We start from the raw sequence: 20,628 nt of genomic DNA, 5'->3' as shown, positions 1-20,628 counted from the left end.
CCTCTCCTAGCTTGCCCGAATAACCTTGACGTCTCCGGTAATCACTTCTTCACCTTCATAAAGCATAAAGCGACCATCCTGCCACTCTACCCGCAACAGATGATAGTCATCCGACTGGTATTGCCAAACATGCTGTTCTCCACCCTGTCGGAATGGCGCACGCCCCATAACCGTAACATGCCCGGAATATTGCTCCTCCAAATGATACGTTGTATCATCCAATTCCAATATAGTCGGCACTTCTTCCGGGTTGTCCAACCTGCCATCGATAGCCTGATAAAGTCCGAATTGGAGCGTTTCCCGTTCCTCAATATGAAGGTAGCTGACTTGGTTACCATCCTGAAGCGTCAAAACAACGGCATTCCGGGCACGATTATGCACTCGGCCTACCACTTCATAGGTGACAAGCGACACTTCACAGATATCACCCGGATTTAAGTGAAGCATACTCTTCTCCGCTTTTGGCGGCTCAGGCTTGGCAAACAGATTTGAAATTCGTTTCCACACACCCATGATAACTTTCCCTGCCTTTCTTAGCCTAGAAGCATGCTGTAATAATCAAGGCGCCAACCAGATGCAGCGTCCCTGAAAACAGACCAAAACCAATTTTGCCTTCCTGTGTACCTTTATCCAGATCAAACTGCGCCCAGTACCGCAACAGTAAACGTACAATAATTTCCAAAATAAACAGGATGACAAAAGCAATGACCGAGTACACAAGCGCCTCTAGCAAATTGTTAGCTGTAGCAATGGAACCTGACAAAATGTACCCCTGTGCAATCAGCTTCATAATCAATCGTACTGTTACGGCCATATTACCGGCTTTCACTTCGGCAAAATCCTTATATTTCGTAAATAAAGAGTCGACATACATCAATACGAACAGCAAAACGGCACCCGCGCCAGTCCATACCAGCATCGCCTTCATCGTTTCTAAAAAATGCATTTCATCCCATCCTCCACATCTTCTTGACCTTCATTTATGTTGCTTTACGCCTCCAGGCAGGGAAAAGCGAAGGAGAAAACATTTCTCCTTCGCTCCCTAACCATTACGCTACCATTACGCTGATGGCAATGCTCACACTGCTTATTTATTTTCGTATTGCTTCAACAAAGCAGCAAGCTCGTCGTCCACGGCGCTTTTCTTATCCAGCTCCTTGAACTCCTCATCCAGCGATTTTTCCTTGGAGGACATTTCGTTGCTCGCTTCAGCACGCGCTTCTGCTTGCAGCATTTTTTCTTCCATACGCTTCAATCCGGCAGTTGCCGTATCTGAGCTGAAACCGTTCATTGCTTTGTTAATTTCAGTTTGCGCTTTTGCTGCGTTATAACGGGCAACCAGTGTCTCACGCTTGTTCTTCATTTCTGTCAGCTGTCTGCGCATTTCATCCAGCTTGCCACGCAGGTTGTCGGCCGCGGCTTTGTTCTGCTCGTAACCAGCCTTGAACTCGTTCATTTTTTGCTCGGCAGATTTCTTTTCTTCCAACGCGCGACGGGCCAGATCCACATTTTGTGCTTTCGCTGCGGTATGAGCCTGCTCTTCACGTTTTTTCACCAAAGCCGCTTGCTCTTCATATTGCTGCTTGAATCTCTTTTCAATAGCAATTTGAGCAGCTACCGCTTTCTCGGCATCTTCCAGATCCTCTTGCATATCACGAATGTATTGATCCGTCATTTTGACTGGATCTTCTGCCTTGTCGATAATCGCGTTAATGTTGGACATCGTAAGATCTCTTAATCGTTTGAAAATAGACATGTGAAGTTCCTCCTAGAGTTGAATGCTTAAATTTTAAGCTCTGTACACATGTTTACGCAAGTTTTGCATGAGGGTTTCAAAAATTCTAAAAGCCGCGCAGGTAAGGCTCCGGGATATCCGCTTGTACTTTCAACGCCCGCGATGCATGCAGCGCCCAATAGGGATCACGTAACATGGCACGGCCTATCGCTACCAAATCCGCCTCTTTCTGCCGAACAACCCGGCTGGCATCCTCATAATCATCCAGTAAGCCAACAGCAATTACGGGCACATTCAGCTTTTCCCGGATGTGATGGGCCAAATCCACCTGATAGCCAGCACGCGCAGACGGACCTCCGCCCGAACCAATCGGCCCCTCGCCACCGGAAGAAATATGAAAAATATCCACACCTGCATCGCGATAGCGTTCCCCTGTGCCTGATATGTATTCCACATCATAACCGTCCTCGACATATTCTTTGGCAGATATCCGCATGATCACAGGCATATCAGCAGGAACAACCTCTTTAACAGCACCTACAACCTCAACACCAAACAAAGATAAATCCTGTCCATACTCATCTTCTCTGGTATTGGTTAAAGGGGAATGAAATTGATGGATCAGATAACCATGAGCGCCATGAATCTCAACCGTGTCAAAACCGGCTTCCACTGCGCGACGCGCACCTTCTTTGTAAGCTTGAACCAGTTCCCTGGCTTCAACTGTCGTCAAGGCGTGCGGTACTTTAAAGCGCTCACTAAAGGGTATCGAGGACGGAGCCACAGGCTGCTCAGCATCCTCAGCCTTACGACCGGCATGGCCTAATTGAATTCCAATTTTGGCACCGTATTTGTGAGCTTCCTCCACAATTTTACGATATGCAGGAATATGGTCGTCACTCCAAATGCCCAAATCACGATCCGTAATGCGTCCATCCGGGTGAACCGCTGTCATTTCCACAATAATGAGTCCAGTGCCGCCTACCGCCCGGCTAACGTAATGGACATGATGCCAATCCGTCGGCTTTCCGTCCTTGGCCTCCACGCTGTATTGGCACATCGGGGGCATAACAATCCGATTTTTTAAAGCCAGCCCCTTTAATTGATAAGAAGTAAACAAGTCGGTCACTTTTATCCATCCTTCCTTCAATTCCATGTCTGTACAATTATGAATTGCATCTCCATTATACATCAGTTGTCACAGTATACCGAATCCGTTATCGGGCTAAAACCTGCTAAAATGCTGTTGTTTTCAGTCAGGTTAAGAAAATATGTACGTTTAGCTTCGTCATCTTCACTCATATCCATCATCATATGCTATCATCCCATTGCATATGAGCCTAACCCGATTTAGCGGCATAATTTTAATAGGGCAGGTGCATAATAGCTGAGAGCACCACTAGGTACCACGTACCACTGGACGGAAAGGGGGAATACATATGCCGTACAGAGGAGTGTTACCAAGTATGGCACTGTTACTAGCATTTACGAGTTTTCCTGTTCACGCGGATGTGCCTCCCAGCATCGGAGCGCACCATCCCAAGGAAGCGGCAGTTACTTCTTCTGTACATCAAAGTACAGACCGGACAGCTCCTACCTTAGGCATGCTGCGAAAAAAACATGCCGACATTTTTAAAATGTGCGGCCCGCATACCCGCCAAATTGCCTTAACTTTTGATGATGTACCCGATTCCAGGTATACGCCACAGGTTTTGGATGTTTTGCACGCGAACGGCATCAAGGCCACCTTTTTTATCGTAGGTCACCGCGCGGAGAGACATCCGGGTATCATCCGCCGTATTATCCGTGAAGGTCATGCGATAGGGAACCATTCTTATACCCATCCGGATTTCAGGAAGGCTACACCAGAACGCTTTCGCAATCAGATTACGAAAACAGAACGTATTTTACAAGCCAGCGCCGGTTTTCGTCCCAAGCTGATTCGTCCACCATATGGCGAAATCACGGAGCCTCAAATCCAGTGGGCACGTCGCCATGGCTACATGATTGTCAATTGGAATGTAGACTCCCTCGACTGGAAGGGACTAAGTAAAAAACAAATCCAGCGCAATGTGATCCCTGCTACCGGGCCCGGCTCCATTATTTTAATGCACGCAGGCGGAGGCCAAAGCTCCAACCTGCAAGGCACAGTCCAGGCCCTTCCGGGTCTAATTCAGTCCCTGAAGGCCAAGGGCTACAAATTCGTTACAGTTCCCCGGCTGCTCCACACATCGGAACGGAAATAAAGGGGTTGTTTAAGGAGCAAGCACCGAACTAGATTCAACCAAAAAGCTGTCCTGCTAGCAGATGCATTCTGCTAGTCAAGACAGCTTTTTAGGTGTGGGCCTGTTTTAAACCTGATCCCATTTATTAAATTGTACAATCTATGCATTAAGTTTACATAATATATATTATGTTTGTTTACTCTGTGTTCTAGCTAATGTTATTTATCAATAACGTATAATTTCACATTTTGAAAGCCAAAATCGTTCACAAATGATTTGCTGCCAGGAATAAAGATATCAATTCGCTTGCCTGTAATGGCACTGCCCTGATCGCGGGCGACGGCCACAAAAGAATGGTCTGGCAGGCCGGGGTGGGAATACCCTGTAACTAGCACCTTCGTTCCCATCGGAATTACGTTCGGGTCTACCGCAATCGTACCTAGCTTAAGCGGATTGCCGTAGTAGTCTACCGCGCCCCACTTGCCATTTTCATCACCTGCGGCAGAATATGCTGTAGCTTTAACATCAACTACTTTACTGTAATTGAATGTTTTGCCCCATGCTTTAATCGTTGGACCCTCATTTGGTTCTGTCTCCTTAAGAAGCTGTGGCTTCGAATCCGAAGCAGCCTTCACACCTGTGTCACCAGGCACCATAATTTGCAGACCTGCGTATATGTTGCCTGGGGCAATATTCGGGTTTGCCTTCGTCAGTTCGTCTACCGATACTCCATAACGTTGAGCAAGCAAGAAGAAGGTATCGCCCTCTTTGGCGGTATGTAGCGAAGCGGCATTCGCTACTCCGGCTGTTTGTGCCAGCCCTGCAATAGCTGCGGCAAGCACCGCAAATTTCATGGTTTGTCCAATACGTTTCAGATGTTTCAAAAGATATGTACCTCCTCTGTTATGCCTGCGAAGTTAGCTGTCGGATTCGGACTCAGGAGAAGCCCTATGCTTGTGCAATTCACCCCTAGGCAGCTTCCAATCCTATCCGTCTTATGACGAATCGGAATGACTGCCGTTGTTACGTCCCCCGCACTTCCCATAGTTTTGGTCCAAGCATTCGGCGTATATCATGAGCTTTATGCTGGCCCGGCAAGTTTTGGCTTACTGCATAATATCACAATTTTGTAACCTTATCTGCATGAAAATGTTGGGAACCTTGAACATCATACTATATTCATTACAATTTTGTCACTATGAAATCGGTATCTATTACGAAAATATGGGGAAATAGTGACAGAAAAAGAAAAATCCCTCCTGTCAGACATAGGACTGTGGTCAAGACCCTATTGACTGCGGAGGGGTTGCTTTATAACTTAATGAATCAATTCGTTACAATACTTTGGCAAGAAAATCTCGGGTGCGTTCATGGCTTGGCGTACCAAAAACCTGTTCTGGTGTCCCTTGCTCCACGATTTGGCCCTTATCCATAAAGATGATCCGATCCCCTACCTCACGTGCAAAACCCATTTCATGTGTGACAATCACCATCGTCATGCCGCCTTCAGCGAGCTTTTTCATTACATCGAGAACTTCCCCAACCATTTCAGGGTCCAAAGCAGAAGTAGGCTCATCGAACAGCATCACGTGCGGCTGCATCGCCAAAGCGCGTGCAATCGCAATCCGTTGCTTTTGACCGCCGGAAAGCTGGTTCGGATAGGTATTCTTCTTATCCTCAAGCCCAACGGTACGCAGGAGCTCCAACGCAATTTTCTCTGCTTCCTTGTTGGACTGACCTTTAACCTGTATTGGTGCGAGTGTCAGGTTTTGCAGCACTGTTTTATGCGGGAACAGGTTAAAATGCTGAAACACCATGCCCATTTTCTCCCGAGTCGCATTAATGTTATGGCCACGGGCCGTTATCGGCTCGCCCTCAAACAAAATCTCGCCGTCTGTCGGCTGCTCCAGCAGATTCATACAACGCAAAAACGTACTTTTTCCCGAACCACTGGGACCGATGATAACGACAACTTCCCCCTTGGCGATTTCTATATCAATTCCCTTTAAAATTTCGTTTTTGCCGAACGATTTACGCAGTTGCTTAACGGTGATCACTGGCTCTCAACTTCCTTTCCCATAAACCCAGCAGCTTGGACAAGCTGAATGTCATTACAAAATAAATAGCGGCCGCGATTAAGAACGGACTTAATCCTTCGTAGGTAATATTCTTGATGACCTGGGCCTGATACATAATATCCACCATACCTATAGTGGAAATAATGGACGATTCTTTAATAATCGTAATAAATTCATTACCGATTGCAGGCAAAATAGACTTAAAGGCTTGCGGTAAAATAACATGACGCATAGCTTTGCCCCGTCCCATACCGAGCGAGCGGGCAGCTTCCATCTGACCACGGTCTACCGCCTGGATACCTGCACGGAAAATTTCAGCCAAGTATGCCGAGCTATTCAGTGACAACGTAATTATACCGGACTGGAGTGGCGTAAAATTGACACCCAGCGTCAGAGCAACCCCGTAGTGGATGATCATGAGCTGCACCAGCATAGGTGTACCACGCAGTACCTCAACGTAAGTCGTCCCCAACCACTCAATAATACGTATACCGCTCATTCGCAGCAAGGATATAATCAAACCAATGACAAATCCGAACAGTACTCCGAGCGCAGACAGCAACAGCGTGTAGCCAATTCCTGTAGCGTATAAGCTGCGATATTTCCAAAAAATATCAACAATACTATTGGAAGAAATCTGACGATCGGCAGACAGGGCACTCGCTTCTGTCGAAAACTTCTCAATAGAACCATCTGCTTTCAAGCGAGCGAGCGTTTTATTTACAGAGGCTAGCAGTTCTGTATTCCCCTTGCGAATACCTACGGCTGTCTCTGCTCCCTCATCCTCAGGCACCGCCTTGGCAAGCGTTACAGTACCGTCCAGTGTGTATCCTTTGGCAACTGTATCCTCAATCACGACAGCGTTGATACGATTTGTCCGCAGCTGAAGCACCAGGTCGGATATTTTATCCAGCGAGGTTACAGAGGCATTGGGCACTTTTTGAGCGATTTCTTCCTGGATACTGCCCTTTTGCGCGCCGAGCTTCTCGCCTTTCAGAGCCGCCATCGTCGGATATTTGTCCTTATCCTCCGGGCGTACCATTATGACTTGCTTGGAGCGGTAGTATACGTCGGAAAAATCAATGCTCTTTCTGCGTTCATCCGTTGGTGTCATACCGGACAGCACCAAGTCTACGCGACCACTTTGCAGGGCAGGCAGCAAGGAGTCGAAGCTCATGTCCTCGGGGACCATCTCCGCACCCAGATCCTTGGCGATTTCCTTGGCGATTTCAACATCGAACCCAACAATGGTATCCTTACCGTTAATGACTTTATGAAACTCATACGGTGGAAAGTCGGCACTCATGCCCACTACAAGTTTTTTTTGTGGCTTTGCTTCCGTTCCATATGCGGTGAGCATGGGAAGGCCAGCCAACAGCAAGATAACCGCCGTCAGAATCAGGGCGGTAAAACGATATAGCTTTTTCAATCTTTTTTTCTCCCCTTAAATTCTTTATAATAAATAAGATTGTGTCATTATAAATGAATATGCATGATTATGCAATGAATGTTATAGTACAATTTCAGCGTACCTGACGCAGTACCTACATTACAGCTTATATAAAGGAGTTTTCAACATGGATTTTAAACAGAGCATTCAGCAGACCATTGAGCAGCATGCCCAGCGCTTTAAGGACATTTCGTTATTTATTGGCGCGAATCCTGAGCTTGGTAATGAGGAATTTCTGGCCGCTGCCCGTTTAAAAGAAGAACTCGTCTTTCACGGATTTGAGGTTCAGGCACCTGTGTTGGGCATAGAAACAGCCTTTATTGCAACTTATAAAGCAGCCAAGCCCGGGCCAATTATCGCTTTTCTGGCGGAATATGACGCTCTGAAAGGACTAGGACATGCCTGCGGACACCATTTGATCTGCATGATGAGTACCGGAGCCGCCGTCGGTCTCAAATCGGTCATCGATGAGATTGGTGGAGAAGTACGGATATATGGCACACCTGCCGAAGAAACATGCGGTGCAAAGGTTCCGATGGCCGCTGCCGGATTGTTTGATGATTGCGACATAGCACTTATGACGCATCCCTATGACCACTACGAGAAATCAGGTAAATCGCTGGCAATGGATGCTGTACAATTTGAATTTTTTGGTCAATCTGCTCACGCGGCGGCCAGTCCGCATGAAGGCATTAACGCACTGGATGCAGTGATCCAAACGTTCAACGGCATCAATGCGTTTCGCCAACAGGTGAAAAGTACAGTACGTATCCATGGCATTATCAATCATGGTGGGCAGGCAGCCAACATCATTCCAGATTACGCTTCTGCCCAGTTTTATGTGCGAGCGGCCACACGTCATGAACTGAACACGCTGACCCGCCGGGTTATTCAAATTGCCGAAGGAGCGGCTTTACAGGCCGGATGTCGTCTGGAGACCTCCAATTACGAGACTTCTTATGATGAAATGGTGACTAACCGCGCGCTTTCCGATACCTTTACTGCAAATCTGGTGCAGGCCGGAATTGCACTGGAGGACATAACGGAAGGTGAAGATCACGGCTCCATGGATATCGGAAACGTATCGCTGCATTGCCCTGCCATTCATCCGTACATTCAAGTTATTGACGAGAAGCATGCCCTGCATACGCCTGAATTCCGCGATTTGGCGATGCAGGACCGGGCTATGGAAGGAATGCTCCTGGCGGCGAGAACCTTGGCATGGACTGCTTGTGATGTCATCACGAACCCTGAACTGCTGGCACAAATTAAAGAAGAATTTGCTCTGTTAAAAAACGGAACTTCTTAAGCTTACTCCTCTTTCTTTCCAGAAAGGAGCAGCCATATATGGATCCATTCTACAGCCAAAAGGGACATTCCTCAGCCATCACTGGCTAAAGGGATGCCCCTTTTTTAGTCAAATTCAATCAATCGGACTTTGTTAGCGAACGGTAAATATCCATATACGCTTCGGCTGACACATCCCAGCTATACTCTCCTGCAAAAGCCGTCTGTGTAAGCTTGGACCAATGCTCAGGCTGGCGATACAAATCAACAGCACGACGAATCGTATGCAGCATGTCATGTGCGTTATAGTTCGTGAAACTAAAGCCGTTTCCTTCCCCTGTGGATTCATTGTAAGCTTGCACGGTGTCGTTCAGCCCACCTGTTTCTCGCACAATGGGAATACTTCCATAACGAAGCGCCAGCAGTTGGCTGATACCACAAGGCTCAAACCTCGACGGCATCAAAAACATATCGCTTGCAGCATATACTTTTCGTGACAAAGGCTCGCTGAAGGTAAGTTGCGCTGACATTTTAGCAGGATGGCGCCCCGCCGCCTCCCGGAACCAGTGCTCAAAAGCAGGATCTCCTGTGCCCAGCACGACAAATTGAATATCATCATAATATAAAATCTCGTCAAGCACTCTGGTTACCAGATCAAGCCCCTTCATATCGACAAGCCGGGTGACCATGGCCATTAAAGGCACATCCGAACGAATCGGCAGCCCCAGTTCCTTTTGCAGGCCAATTTTGTTTTCCTTCTTCTTGGCCAAACTGGTACGATACTTCGTATAAATACGATTGTCCGTGGCAGGATTATAGCTTGTGGTATCAATTCCATTCACAATCCCTGACAGGCGTCCCTGCTCTCCCAGCTTGTGAAGCAGACCCTCTAACCCATATCCGTAAAACTCCGTCTGGATCTCCTCAGCATAGGTTGGACTCACAGTTGTGACATGATCCGAGTAAGTAAGTCCCCCCTTCATAAAATTCAATCTGCCGTAATACTCCACACCCTCGGGGGTAAAATAGCTCCCGTCCAGGTTCAGCAGTTCTGTTAAGACCTCATATGGAAATTCCCCCTGATACAGCAGATTATGTATCGTAAACACCGTACGAATTTCACTGTAAAAGGGTAAATGGCGATAATCAGCATGCAGAAGCAGCGGAACCATGGCTGTATGCCAGTCATGACAATGCAGAATATCTGGGCGAAAATCCAGATCAGGAAGTATTTCCAAAACGGCCCGGTTAAAAAAGGAAAAGCGCTCGCCATCATCCATGTAGCCGTAAACGCCTTCGCGACCGAAGTAATATTCGTTATCTATAAAATAAACCTTGATTCCGTCCAACGTCAGTTCCTCTACTCCACAATATTGCTCGCGCCAGCCCACAGGTACATGCTTTATCGTTACAGGCCGCAATGAACTCTTATACGTATCAGGAATCCCCGCATATTTAGGCAAAATGATGCGGACGTCACACCCCGCCTGACGAAGTGCCTTCGGCAGTGCGCCAATGACGTCAGCCAACCCACCTGTCTTAATAAATGGATGTGCTTCTGCTGCCGCAAACAAAATATTCATATGGTCTTCCTCCCTATGTGGTTAGTCTGCTTTTTTAGGCCTCCGGGGCACCTTCTTGAGTATAACAATACTGAGGGGTGGAATGGTTACCTCCAGGCTGTAAAGCTGTCCGTGGCAAGGAATTTTGGCGGTTCGGATCACTCCGGAGTTCAACTGGCCACTCCCCCCAAAGTCCTTATGATCGCTGTTCAGCATTTCCATATAGCTTCCTGCCTTTTGCAGTCCAATTCGATAATTTTCTCTTTGCACGGGCTGAAAATTAATAAGCACAACCAGAGTATCTCCCGGCTTTTTCCCTTTACGCAAATACGTAATTACGCTCTGTCCACGGTCTTCCGCCTCAATCCACTGATAGCCGTCCCACGAATGATCCAGCTCCCATAATGCCTTTTCCTGAATATACAAATGATTCAGCGCTTTCGTATAGACATGCACAGACCGATGACTGTCATATTCCAGCAAAAACCAGTCGAGCTGATCCTGATCCTTCCATTCAATAAATTGGCCAAATTCCCCGCCCATAAATAAGAGCTTTTTACCTGGTGAGGTTATTTGGTAGCCGAGAAGCGCTCGCAGTCCGGCAAATTTTTGCTCATAGGTGCCCGGCATTTTATCAAGCAGCGACTTTTTACCATGTACGACCTCATCATGCGATAACGGCAGTGTAAAATTTTCGCTGTATGCATAGGCTATGGGAAATGTCAGCAAATTATGGCGCTCAGGCCGACGGTCGAAATCCGTTTGAACATAATCAAGCGTATCGTTCATCCAGCCCATGTTCCATTTATAGTTAAAACCAAGCCCCCCATCGCTTACCGGGGAGGTCACCATTGGCCAGGCACTGGACTCCTCTGCCATCATAAGGGCATATGGATAATAGCGGAATACAGTCTCATTCAGTTGTTGAAGGAAAGCGATCGCCTCCTCATTTTCGACGCCTCCTTTGGAGTTCATACAATATTGTCCATCCTGCTTTTCAAAATCGAGGCGCAACATACTCGTCACTGCATCCACACGCAGGCCATCTATATGGTACATCTCCATCCAGAACAACGCGTTGGAGATCAAAAAGGAACGTACTTCCGGCTTGCTATAATCAAACGTCAATGTCCCCCAGCCAGGTTTTTCTGCAATTAGCGGGTCCGCGTATTCAAACAGTGGCGACCCGTCAAATAGTCTCAATCCATGAGCATCTTTCGCAAAATGAGCCGGAACCCAATCCATAAGCACTCCAATTCCCGCCTGATGACAACGATCCACCAAATACATAAAATCATGCGGCTCACCGTAACGGCTTGTCAGTGCAAAGTATCCCGTAAGTTGGTATCCCCAGGAAAGGTCATATGGATGCTCACTCAACGGCATCAGTTCAATATGTGTATACCCCATATCGCTCACATAAGGCACAAGCAGCTCTGCCATTTCCCTGTATGTATAAAACGTTTCGTCTTCTTTTTGCCTCCAAGTACCGAGATGGACCTCGTATATATGAAGAGGCTTTCCATATAGTGCTCTGCGTTTTCGGCGCCAAACCGCATCATTCCAATGATATCCATCTAAAGAAGCGACCACAGAAGCCGTTGCCGGTCTCACCTCAGCACGAACCGCATAAGGGTCTGCTTTCAGAAAACGTTCACCGTTTGCACCCGTAATATCGTATTTGTAAAAAGTTCCTTGGGATATCCTCGGAAAAAAACGACTCCAAAAACCTGATTTGGGAACTCTATATAAGGAATCCTGTTCCCCATTCCAGTTGTTACGATCTGTAGCAAGCCCGACATGGAGAGCATGAGGAGCCCAGACCGTAAAACGGACGCCCTGTTCTCCGTTCTCCACAGTAAGGTGGGAACCCAAAGATCGGTAGCTGAAATAAAGCGTTCCTTCATGAAACAAATAAATATCTTCCGATGATACAGCCTGTTGCGGAAGAGTTTGTTTTGTCATCACGTCACCACCCTTATATGTTTGTATCATTACCCCATTCTAGCCACAATGAACAGAAAAATGACTACGAAAAAAATAAACCTTGGTTTTTGGGGTATCTTATACACCTGATGGTTTCAAGAGCACCCCATACCGTTTATGTATGTACTACAACAGGCAACTAAACCGGGAGGGAAACGAAATGTTTAACAAAGAATGCATTGCCATGCTGCTGGCAGGCGGAGAGGGACGCCGTCTTGCTCCCCTTACTTCAACGATTGCAAAGCCCGCCGTACCTTTTGGCGGTCATTACCGAATTATCGATTTTCCTCTCAGCAATTGCGTAAATTCAGACATTGACACGGTGGGTGTACTGACGCAATATGAGGCGGAATCCTTACATGAGCATATTGGAGACGGGACACCTTGGGGGCTTACAAAAACCGACGACAAAGGAATTACGCTGCTCCCATCTTATGATACAGGTAATGCTGAATATTTGGGAACGGCAGATGCTATTCATAAAAATATCGAGTATGTAGACAGCCAGAATCCAGAGCATGTGCTTATTTTATCCGGTGATCATATTTACTACATGGATTATCGTGAAATGCTGGACTACCACAAAGGTAAAGGTGCCGCGGCTACGATTTCTGTTATGGAGGTTCCTTGGGATGAAGCGCACCGCTTTGGTGTTATGAGTGCCGATACAGATTTGCGTATTACAGAATTTGCCGAGAAGCCGGAAAAACCGGAAAGTAATTTGGCCTCTATGGGAATTTATCTTTTCAAATGGGATTACTTGAAAAGTTATCTACTGGAGGACGCACTGGATGATCAATCCAGTCATGATTTTGGTAAAGACATCATTCCCAAAATGCTGGCAGATCAAGAATCCTTGTACGTTTATGAATTTCAGGGCTATTGGAAGGACGTAGGTACCGTTAAGAGTTTATGGGATTCTCACATGGACCTGCTGCAAGAGAATTGCGCAATTGATCTTCAACGGACGGACTGGCCTATGTACACGCGGGAACGCCGCACAAGATTGAGTGCACACAAGCTAACTAACCGTATAGCACACCCTATGGGCAGCCTATTGCACGACTCCTGCCAGGTCGAAGGTCAAATTGAACGCTCTGTCATATTTGGTGATGTTGAGGTAGGTAAAGGCTCAGTTATTAAAGATAGTATCATTATGCCTGACACGCGTATCGGGCGCAATGTGCACATTGAGCATGCGATTGTCGGCGAAGGTGCGGTCATTCGTGATGGTGCCGTCATCAAAGGGAACCCGAGCGAAATTATGGTCATCGGGCCCAATGAAACGGTATTTGCCAAAATGGCGGTGCGTCCGCAAACAGCTCGTATGCTGAAAGAAGCCTATGAGCGTAATACACGCCTGCGTGCTGAAGGCTTTACTTCATAAACAGTACGCAAAAATTAAAACAGCCAGCCCTCCAATATGACGAGGACTGGCTGTTTTAATGAAACCTGTAACCAGCTTCAGGTATACATTCTAGCCTTCCATAAGCTGCGGCGGTTCCTTGGCCTGCTCGGCTTGCAAAGCAGGCAGTGAAACTGTAATCGTGGTGCCTGCTCCCAGTTCACTTCTGATGAGCATTTGTCCATGGTGGAGTTCTACAAACTGCTGTGAAATTGCCAATCCCAGTCCTGTACCGCCATTCTGATGGTCTACCTGGAAAAAGCGGTCTCTTACTCTGGCCAGGTTTTCCTCACTAATCCCAATTCCTGTATCCTGGACCGATATCTCAATATTGTCCCCAATCCGTTGCAGAGACAGAAAAATAATCGAGCTTTCATGCGAAAACTTGATTGCATTATCCACAATGTTCAGAAACACCTGCTTCAGACGATTACCATCTCCATGCACGAGATATGCCGTCTCCTCTGCATCCAGTTGGAGCTTAATTTGCTTCATTTCCGCCTTGGCCCATACGTTCAGCATAATTTCCTGCAGCAACTCCCGCAGATCCACCGTTCCCATGACGAGCTTCATGGCGTTTTGCTCCAGCTTTGAAAAATCGAGAATTTCCTCTACCAAGCCGATCAACCGATCCGTCTCCTTGGATATAATCTGCATCCCGATCTTCGTTTCTTCCGGGTCATAGCCGCCAGAATTCAACGTTTCACTCCAGCCCTTAATGGAAGTAAGCGGGGTACGCAGCTCATGGGATATGGATGAAATAAAATCATCCTTGATTTGATTTGTTCTAACAATCTCCTGTGCCATATAGTTCAGCGTCGAAGCCAGTTCCCCCAGCTCATAGCGATAATCGCCTTTGATGCGTGCATCAAACCGCCCCTGCGCCATCTGGGCAGATACATCGCGGATATTGTTAATGGGTCTGACAATGGAATTGGCGAGACCTGTACTCACTACAAACACTATAATCAGTACAGCTGCCATGATTCCCACGGAAAACACCGTAATGGTGAACAACTTGTCATTTACCAATTCCAGCGAGGTTGTATACCGGATAATGTACACTTGATCTCCGACGATGTTGTCCAGTTTTTTGGATACCGCCATCACCTGCTGACCCGTACCCGGTTGCTTTCCGATCCATTTTCCCATATCTCCGGCTTGCGCCTGTGTCACATCACTCGTCTGCACACTTAGATCTGCCGCAAAATTCGTCGAGTTATCAATGACATTTCCCTGTTCATCGAGCAATTGCAGTTCCGTGCCATTTAGGGAAAATGTATTCAACAAATACGATTGCAAGGATTGCTCCGGCTCTTTGAATTTGGATGCAAACTCACTTACCGATGAGATGCGATTCTCGATTTTTTTATAGATGGAGTCATAATAATACGACCGGATGAGAAGCATGAAAATGACCTCAACTAACAGAAGCGCCAAGAACACTACGAAAAAATAGTGCAGCACAATCTGTCTGCGAATCCCCTTTTTGATCATTGAGACTGACCTTTCCATTTATATCCATGTCCCCACACTGTTTGTAAGAAAGCGGGCTCGGAAGGGTTATTTTCGATTTTCTGCCGCAAACGTCGGATGTTCACATCCACAATTTTCGGATCGCCCATATATTCCTTGCCCCAAACGTGGTCAAGCAGTACATCCCGGCTGAGCGGTGTGTTTTCTTTTTCCAGGAAAAATTGAATCAGCGAGAACTCTGTCGGTGTCAGCTCAATCAGCTGCCCGTTTTTCTTAAATTGCTTGGCAATCAAATCCAGCGTAAACGGACCGGACTGGAAGGATACCTTGGCTGCCGTCTCGCGATGCACATTCACCCTGCGCAGTAACGACTGAATACGTGCAATCAGTTCCGTCGGGCTGAAAGGCTTGCTCACATGATCATCAGCTCCTACGGACAAGGCATATACCTTATCCTGCTCCTGTACCTTGGCTGTAAGAAAAATAATGCCGATGCGCTCATTCGTTTCCCGAATTCTCCGACAAACCTCAAAGCCATCCATTCCGGGCACCATCACGTCAAGCAGCGCGATATCAATATCCCGCACCGTGTTCAAAATATTTAGTGCCTCATGCCCTTCCGATGCCTCCAACACCTCAAAACCGTTGCGTTTCAAATTAATAACGATAAAACTACGGATGGATTCCTCGTCCTCCATAATTAAAACTTTACTCACTCTACTCTACCTGCCTTTCCCCCAGCTTGTTTTTAATCGGTTTATGTGGCTCCAGCTCACTGGATCGCTTAATGCCAATCACCTGTGCATTCGTTCGCCACAGTTGACTATAACCTTCGTTGTTTCGTTCCCATTGTGACAACGAGAAATATTTTATTTCCGCTACCGTCTTATCTGTATCGCTCAGAATGAACCGCAAATAGCTGTCCTTCCTTGAAACCTTTGGATCAATGGTCACCTTGCCGTGCAGCTCCTTCGGTAACCTGAAATAAACCTGCTCATTGGAATCACGATACTGCTGCTGCTTGAAAATCGTCCCTTTCTTCCCGTCCCACTGATAGAACGATACAAAATACGGAACCTCATCCAGCGGCTTGTTGCTCCAGCCCTTAGGCTTCTCCAAATTACCAAATTCCAGAATACCGTCACCGTCCACATCACCACTGGCGATGGTCGCATCCTTGAAAGTAACATCCATAAGATTAAGCTTCCTGAGCTTGCCATGATCCATCACAATGACATTGGAAACGGTAGTAGTCTGGGCAATTTTGGTATCAATAATGATCCCCTGCCTATCCTCCGCTACCTTGCCAGCGACGACATTATAGACACTTAAGACCTGACTGTCCAAATCCAGCGATCCGATTTCCTTAAAGGTTCCCCCGCTGAATTGGAATGTTTTGACCGTAAAGAATTCATTGCGACGGAGCAAAATAATCGTCAAGTCATTCAGTTTATCCCCGTTCAAATCCATCTTGTTATGTTTAAAATCGTCTACGACAAAATCCGTATAGCCTGTAGCATAAATTTTCTCCAGGGTTCCTCCAGTATAAGAATATACGATAAGCCCCTTCTGATCTACGTTGTCACCACTATCTCCGCTCGAAAAACCCGCAACAATATCGAGCGTACCGTCATTCGTTAAGTCTACTAGCTTAAATGATTCCAATACGGTGCCTTCTCCATCAAACGTCAGCTTCTTTACCCATGTCCCGCCCTGATCCTCAAACAAGGCACCATGTATTTTTACACTCTCATCCGGCGTTTCATAAAAGAGCACTGCCTCGTCTGTGCCATCATTGTTCAAATCCCCGGTCCGGATGGGTGTCGGGTCATCCGGGTCATTCGGCCTTAGCGGCTGCACCCCTCCTAGTTGCGTAATCACTGCGCCATTCAGCTGCTGTTTCTCGTCAGACATCGTCGGTGTCTGCATTAGCGAAACCGGGTCGCTAATGACATTACAACCGCTCAAAAATCCAGCAAGGAGCAGCAAGGGACAGCAGCCAGCCAACATTCTCAACAGCATTATTTTCACTTCACTTGCCGTTCCCTTCATAATTTGTTCTTTTCTGCTTGTGTCAACCGTCTGCCCTGGATATCAAACACCAACTCGCCATGGTTCAGTCCCCATATACGGGATGCAAAGCGTTCAGCCATTTCCAGCGGCAGTACAGTAATAATCGTCACCCGTTCATCAGAAGCCAGCTTGCGGAAGGTATCCATCACATGTGACGCTGAAGTTGGATCAAGACCATTTACAGGCTCATCAGCCAAAATGACCCTGGCTCCATGAACGAGAGCACGTGCTGTCGCCACCCGCTGCCGTTCGCCGCCGCTGAGCTTGTCGCATTTATCATGTGCCTTATCCAGCAGTCCCAGTTCCTCCAGTACATCCATCGCTCCCATATAATCGTCAGAGCGAACCATACCAGTCACCATTCTCCACCATGGAGTTTGACCGGATCTGCCGATGAGCACATTTTTGAGAGCGGTCCGATTCATATTTAGATGCGGATTTTGCTCCAGGTATGCCCATTCGCGCTTTATTTTCATCTTGCCCGTCCAACCGGATTTCAGCACATCATTGCCATCTACAATCAAACTGCCTTCTTGCCATGGTTCTTGCAAAGCAAGACAACGAAGCAGCGTTGTTTTGCCACTCCCGCTTGGTCCCACTATGGCAATGAGCTCGCCCTGATGAATTTCAGCATCAATTCCTCGAAGTAACGGGGTGCGCTCAGGACCCACTTGCCTGGTCAGCTTCTGAATTTTAATCATCTATGTGATTCCCCTTTGTCCGCCATCAATATTGTCTATAGTTTATAGCAAATATAAAACAAATACCATGCTAACCGCAGTTTTAAGCCGTCAATGCTCTTTTTTGGGCCAACAGCCCCAGCAAGCCAAAAACGACGTAGCTGCCTCCAAGAACGATAAACATACTTCCTTGGGTCCCAAAGTCCAGCAGACCTCCACTAATATTAGGTCCGATCACGCTTCCCAGATTAAAATGAAAGGATGCCAATACATTGGCGGCTGCCAAAAATGATTTGGGCAGCAGATCAGCGGCATAAGCCAAGCCAAGGGAGAAAAAAGAACCCACCAAGCCTCCGGCTATGGTCAGCAATACTAAAGTGAACATAAAATGATTGCCGCTCCAGGGCAACAGCATAAAGGTCAAGCCACCTGCTATACCTACGCTCATTAGCACCTTTTTACGTCCCCAGTGGTCACTTAAAATACCTAGCGGCAGCTGTAGCACCAACCCACCCAAGCTGACAAACGGCAGCAATGCGGCAATTTCAGCGGTATGGAAGCCAATACGCAGACCATAGACCGGAAAGTTGCTGTTCAGACTGGCTTCCATATAGCCGTAGAGGAATGCAGGCAATAGAGCATACCATGCCCAGCTGTAGCTGCGTCGGAATCTTTGTGCGGGACGTGCCTCGGTTGCCTGCTTTTCCGGTCTGGAATCCGGTAGCTTTACTAACACCAGCAGCAAAACAAGCAGGCACAGCAAGGCCAGTGCAGCAAACGGAACCAGTGTTCCATAATCAAGCAGCCATAATCCCAATGGCCCCATTGCAAAGCCCAAACCGTAGGACATGCCATAAAAGGAGATGTTGCGGCCACGGTTTTCTGCTGGAGTCACTAGCAAAATCCACAGTTGGGCAGAATAGTGAAGCGCACTGTCACCTATACCAACCAGCAGCCGCAGTACGAACCACACCCGGATATCAGGAATTAGCGGGAATAGCAGCAGCGTCACAAGTACAAGCACCAAGCCTCCGGCCATCAGTTTTTTGAAGCCCAACCATCCTAGTGTCCGTTCAGCGACCAGCGTCATAGCGAATGAACCTATATATAGCGCAGCCGCGTTCATTCCATTTAGCGAAGATGAGACCCCCATTTGCTCCAACGAGATAGACAGGATAGGTAACAGCAAACCTTGACATAATCCGGCTACGATAATAACCGCAATTAGAATAAAATAATGAACACGTAACGACGACGACATCATGGTACCCCCTGGTAAAAACAATAAAATATCAACAGCAAAAATGAGTATTAAGGAATGATTTGCATTTGATACCATAATCAATAATAATTCTTATCCATATACATGCTCTGCTGGCCTGAAAAAGCAGCCAACACATAAAATTCAGGTGATTTTAGCGCATTATAGAATGCAGTACGACACGCATCGCAGCATGCATTCAGCACGCATTTCAGAAAAGAAGAAAAAAATCGTCATCTGAGATGACGATTTTACGGAAAGAGCTTGTCTGATATGTAATCCGACTCCGTTCGTTAAGGAGTCACGTATGTTCAATCCGAACCTCTTCATGCACAGCGCACTATTTCATATTATAGTGGACAATGTCCGGCAGAACAAGCCATAATAAATAAGTGAGCAATTTCAAAATGCTCGTGTTGTGCTTATGGACGGGCTTAATTCGTTCACCGCTCTGGGCTCGAAGACAGAATAGGAGGCATTTGATTCCATGAGTTATCAAATTAAAATAGACACTTCTCCAATTTACGAATTACTCGGCAGCTTCATGGCCTATGTAACTAAAAAATGGGTACACGATATGGACCTGGGGCATGAATGGGTCGACAAGGTGGATGCACGGCTGCAACACGAAGTTCGTACCGAGCTTGCCACGGCCCAGGATTGCCCTTTTAGCGATTATGACGCACTCTATGCCTGGGCCTTGCTTCGACCGGAATCGGATGAAATATCCGACTATATCACTTATTTGGAGCACGGTCCAGATCAAGATATGTTTGAGCTGCTTGTTCCGCACATCCCTTTTTTAACCTTTGAAGAATCTTTACGCATACGCAAGGTATATGCGCCCCTCCTCAAATTATGGGATCGCGATTATTTTCGGGCTCTGGAAGGCGAGCTGCGCGTGCTGGCAGAGGAAGACGCTGCGGAAAAGCGTATGCTTTTGAGCAAGATGGAGCCGGAAGCACTGGTTGAATACGCCACAGCCGGATTGGTCGTTCCACATATGGAAGATCTGGATACGGTTGTCCTGTTTCCGGTCGTCCATAATCGCCCGATTAATTCCTACTGTTTTTATTCGCGCATGCTGCTAATCCAGTATCCGGTAGATATACCCGAGGAAAGCGAGGAAGAACCGCCTACGCTCCTGCTGCGGCTCACTCGTGCGGTCAATGATCCGCAACGACTGCGAATTTTGCGTTATGTAGCTCAAGGCCCTAAATCTCTGGAGGAAATGCGCCATGATTTGAGCCGATTGGAAGATACACTTATGTCTGATATGATGATTTTGCGAGTGGCTGGTCTGCTTCGCATTCACATTGGACGCTATCACAAGGAAAAATTCAGCATCCGCCCCGACGGAGCGGCTGATTTACAGGTATTTTTGGAATCCTATATTGGATTGTAATGAAA

Annotated in this window: 18 protein-coding genes and 1 riboswitch; of the genes, 4 read left to right on the top strand and 14 right to left on the bottom strand. The window is 47.0% G+C overall.

What is annotated here, in order from left to right:
- Positions 1 to 6 precede the first annotated feature (6 nt).
- The 4 genes from B4V02_RS11635 to B4V02_RS11620 all read right to left on the bottom strand — a co-directional run bounded on the left by B4V02_RS11635 (position 7) and on the right by B4V02_RS11620 (position 2,864).
- Entirely contained in the window at positions 7 to 513 is a 507-nt protein-coding gene (locus tag B4V02_RS11635; RefSeq protein ID WP_007432513.1) for a DUF4178 domain-containing protein, read from the bottom strand.
- A gap of 25 nt (positions 514 to 538) precedes the next feature.
- The gene (locus B4V02_RS11630; protein ID WP_025719331.1) at positions 539 to 946 is read right to left on the bottom strand and encodes a DUF350 domain-containing protein; all 408 of its coding nucleotides are present in this window, start codon (positions 944 to 946) and stop codon (positions 539 to 541) included.
- A 141-nt stretch (positions 947 to 1,087) separates the two neighbouring features.
- Positions 1,088 to 1,756, bottom strand: coding sequence for a PspA/IM30 family protein (locus B4V02_RS11625; protein ID WP_010348252.1), 669 nt, complete (start codon positions 1,754 to 1,756; stop codon positions 1,088 to 1,090).
- 85 nt (positions 1,757 to 1,841) lie between these two features.
- Entirely contained in the window at positions 1,842 to 2,864 is a 1,023-nt protein-coding gene (locus B4V02_RS11620) for an NADH:flavin oxidoreductase/NADH oxidase (RefSeq protein WP_094156991.1), read from the bottom strand.
- Between the two features lie 310 nt (positions 2,865 to 3,174).
- On the opposite strand from B4V02_RS11620, the gene B4V02_RS11615 reads away from it, so the two are divergent.
- Positions 3,175 to 3,981: a polysaccharide deacetylase family protein gene (locus B4V02_RS11615; RefSeq protein ID WP_094154875.1), complete on the top strand. Its 807-nt coding sequence runs from the start codon at positions 3,175 to 3,177 to the stop codon at positions 3,979 to 3,981.
- Positions 3,982 to 4,178: 197 nt separating this feature from the next.
- Here the strand turns inward: B4V02_RS11615 and B4V02_RS11610 are convergent, their stop codons facing one another.
- From B4V02_RS11610 to B4V02_RS11600, 3 genes are all read right to left on the bottom strand, one after another.
- Entirely contained in the window at positions 4,179 to 4,844 is a 666-nt protein-coding gene (locus tag B4V02_RS11610; protein ID WP_094154874.1) for a 3D domain-containing protein, read from the bottom strand.
- A gap of 7 nt (positions 4,845 to 4,851) precedes the next feature.
- Positions 4,852 to 5,025: riboswitch (cyclic di-AMP (ydaO/yuaA leader) on the bottom strand.
- A gap of 269 nt (positions 5,026 to 5,294) precedes the next feature.
- Positions 5,295 to 6,017: an amino acid ABC transporter ATP-binding protein gene (locus tag B4V02_RS11605; protein ID WP_007432519.1), complete on the bottom strand. Its 723-nt coding sequence runs from the start codon at positions 6,015 to 6,017 to the stop codon at positions 5,295 to 5,297.
- Entirely contained in the window at positions 6,004 to 7,467 is a 1,464-nt protein-coding gene (locus tag B4V02_RS11600) for an ABC transporter substrate-binding protein/permease (protein ID WP_094154873.1), read from the bottom strand. The genes B4V02_RS11605 and B4V02_RS11600 overlap by 14 nt, the downstream gene beginning before the upstream one ends.
- A gap of 148 nt (positions 7,468 to 7,615) precedes the next feature.
- Here B4V02_RS11600 and B4V02_RS11595 point away from each other — a divergent pair, with 148 nt between their 5' ends.
- Positions 7,616 to 8,797, top strand: a complete 1,182-nt coding sequence (locus B4V02_RS11595; RefSeq protein ID WP_094154872.1) for a M20 family metallopeptidase — start codon at positions 7,616 to 7,618, stop codon at positions 8,795 to 8,797.
- A gap of 118 nt (positions 8,798 to 8,915) precedes the next feature.
- On the opposite strand, the gene glgA is transcribed toward B4V02_RS11595, so the two are convergent.
- Positions 8,916 to 10,358: a glycogen synthase GlgA gene (gene glgA / locus B4V02_RS11590; RefSeq protein WP_094154871.1), complete on the bottom strand. Its 1,443-nt coding sequence runs from the start codon at positions 10,356 to 10,358 to the stop codon at positions 8,916 to 8,918.
- Between the two features lie 21 nt (positions 10,359 to 10,379).
- The gene (gene glgB, locus B4V02_RS11585) at positions 10,380 to 12,302 is read right to left on the bottom strand and encodes a 1,4-alpha-glucan branching protein GlgB (protein ID WP_094154870.1); all 1,923 of its coding nucleotides are present in this window, start codon (positions 12,300 to 12,302) and stop codon (positions 10,380 to 10,382) included.
- 181 nt (positions 12,303 to 12,483) lie between these two features.
- Between glgB and B4V02_RS11580 the strand changes: the two genes are divergently transcribed.
- Entirely contained in the window at positions 12,484 to 13,710 is a 1,227-nt protein-coding gene (locus B4V02_RS11580) for a glucose-1-phosphate adenylyltransferase (protein WP_094154869.1), read from the top strand.
- Between the two features lie 90 nt (positions 13,711 to 13,800).
- On the opposite strand, the gene B4V02_RS11575 is transcribed toward B4V02_RS11580, so the two are convergent.
- From B4V02_RS11575 to B4V02_RS11555, 5 genes are all read right to left on the bottom strand, one after another.
- Positions 13,801 to 15,225 (bottom strand): sensor histidine kinase, encoded by a 1,425-nt coding sequence (locus B4V02_RS11575; RefSeq protein WP_007432525.1) that lies wholly within the window; start codon positions 15,223 to 15,225, stop codon positions 13,801 to 13,803.
- Positions 15,222 to 15,920, bottom strand: coding sequence for a response regulator transcription factor (locus B4V02_RS11570; protein ID WP_007432526.1), 699 nt, complete (start codon positions 15,918 to 15,920; stop codon positions 15,222 to 15,224). The genes B4V02_RS11575 and B4V02_RS11570 overlap by 4 nt, the downstream gene beginning before the upstream one ends.
- Position 15,921: 1 nt before the next feature.
- Complete coding sequence (locus B4V02_RS11565; RefSeq protein ID WP_007432527.1) at positions 15,922 to 17,256, bottom strand: hypothetical protein; 1,335 nt, start codon at positions 17,254 to 17,256, stop codon at positions 15,922 to 15,924.
- Positions 17,253 to 17,978 (bottom strand): phosphonate ABC transporter ATP-binding protein, encoded by a 726-nt coding sequence (locus tag B4V02_RS11560; RefSeq protein ID WP_094154868.1) that lies wholly within the window; start codon positions 17,976 to 17,978, stop codon positions 17,253 to 17,255. The genes B4V02_RS11565 and B4V02_RS11560 overlap by 4 nt, the downstream gene beginning before the upstream one ends.
- An 82-nt stretch (positions 17,979 to 18,060) precedes the next feature.
- Entirely contained in the window at positions 18,061 to 19,218 is a 1,158-nt protein-coding gene (locus B4V02_RS11555) for an MFS transporter (RefSeq protein ID WP_094154867.1), read from the bottom strand.
- Between the two features lie 487 nt (positions 19,219 to 19,705).
- On the opposite strand from B4V02_RS11555, the gene B4V02_RS11550 reads away from it, so the two are divergent.
- Positions 19,706 to 20,623: a hypothetical protein gene (locus B4V02_RS11550; RefSeq protein WP_007432531.1), complete on the top strand. Its 918-nt coding sequence runs from the start codon at positions 19,706 to 19,708 to the stop codon at positions 20,621 to 20,623.
- Positions 20,624 to 20,628: the final 5 nt, after the last annotated feature.

Source organism: Paenibacillus kribbensis, from assembly GCF_002240415.1.
Classification (GTDB): domain Bacteria; phylum Bacillota; class Bacilli; order Paenibacillales; family Paenibacillaceae; genus Paenibacillus; species Paenibacillus kribbensis.
Note: the sequence above shows the minus strand (reverse complement) of the source record. Positions and strands in the feature narration are given on the sequence as shown.

Coding starts and splice junctions, on each gene's coding strand:
- B4V02_RS11635 (WP_007432513.1), bottom strand. CDS start 513: ATGGGTGTGTGGAAACGAATTTCAAATCTGTTTGCCAAGCCTGAGCCG.
- B4V02_RS11630 (WP_025719331.1), bottom strand. CDS start 946: ATGCATTTTTTAGAAACGATGAAGGCGATGCTGGTATGGACTGGCGCG.
- B4V02_RS11625 (WP_010348252.1), bottom strand. CDS start 1,756: ATGTCTATTTTCAAACGATTAAGAGATCTTACGATGTCCAACATTAAC.
- B4V02_RS11615 (WP_094154875.1), top strand. CDS start 3,175: ATGCCGTACAGAGGAGTGTTACCAAGTATGGCACTGTTACTAGCATTT.
- B4V02_RS11595 (WP_094154872.1), top strand. CDS start 7,616: ATGGATTTTAAACAGAGCATTCAGCAGACCATTGAGCAGCATGCCCAG.
- glgA (WP_094154871.1), bottom strand. CDS start 10,358: ATGAATATTTTGTTTGCGGCAGCAGAAGCACATCCATTTATTAAGACA.
- glgB (WP_094154870.1), bottom strand. CDS start 12,302: ATGACAAAACAAACTCTTCCGCAACAGGCTGTATCATCGGAAGATATT.
- B4V02_RS11580 (WP_094154869.1), top strand. CDS start 12,484: ATGTTTAACAAAGAATGCATTGCCATGCTGCTGGCAGGCGGAGAGGGA.
- B4V02_RS11575 (WP_007432525.1), bottom strand. CDS start 15,225: ATGATCAAAAAGGGGATTCGCAGACAGATTGTGCTGCACTATTTTTTC.
- B4V02_RS11565 (WP_007432527.1), bottom strand. CDS start 17,256: ATGAAGGGAACGGCAAGTGAAGTGAAAATAATGCTGTTGAGAATGTTG.
- B4V02_RS11560 (WP_094154868.1), bottom strand. CDS start 17,978: ATGATTAAAATTCAGAAGCTGACCAGGCAAGTGGGTCCTGAGCGCACC.
- B4V02_RS11555 (WP_094154867.1), bottom strand. CDS start 19,218: ATGTCGTCGTCGTTACGTGTTCATTATTTTATTCTAATTGCGGTTATT.
- B4V02_RS11550 (WP_007432531.1), top strand. CDS start 19,706: ATGAGTTATCAAATTAAAATAGACACTTCTCCAATTTACGAATTACTC.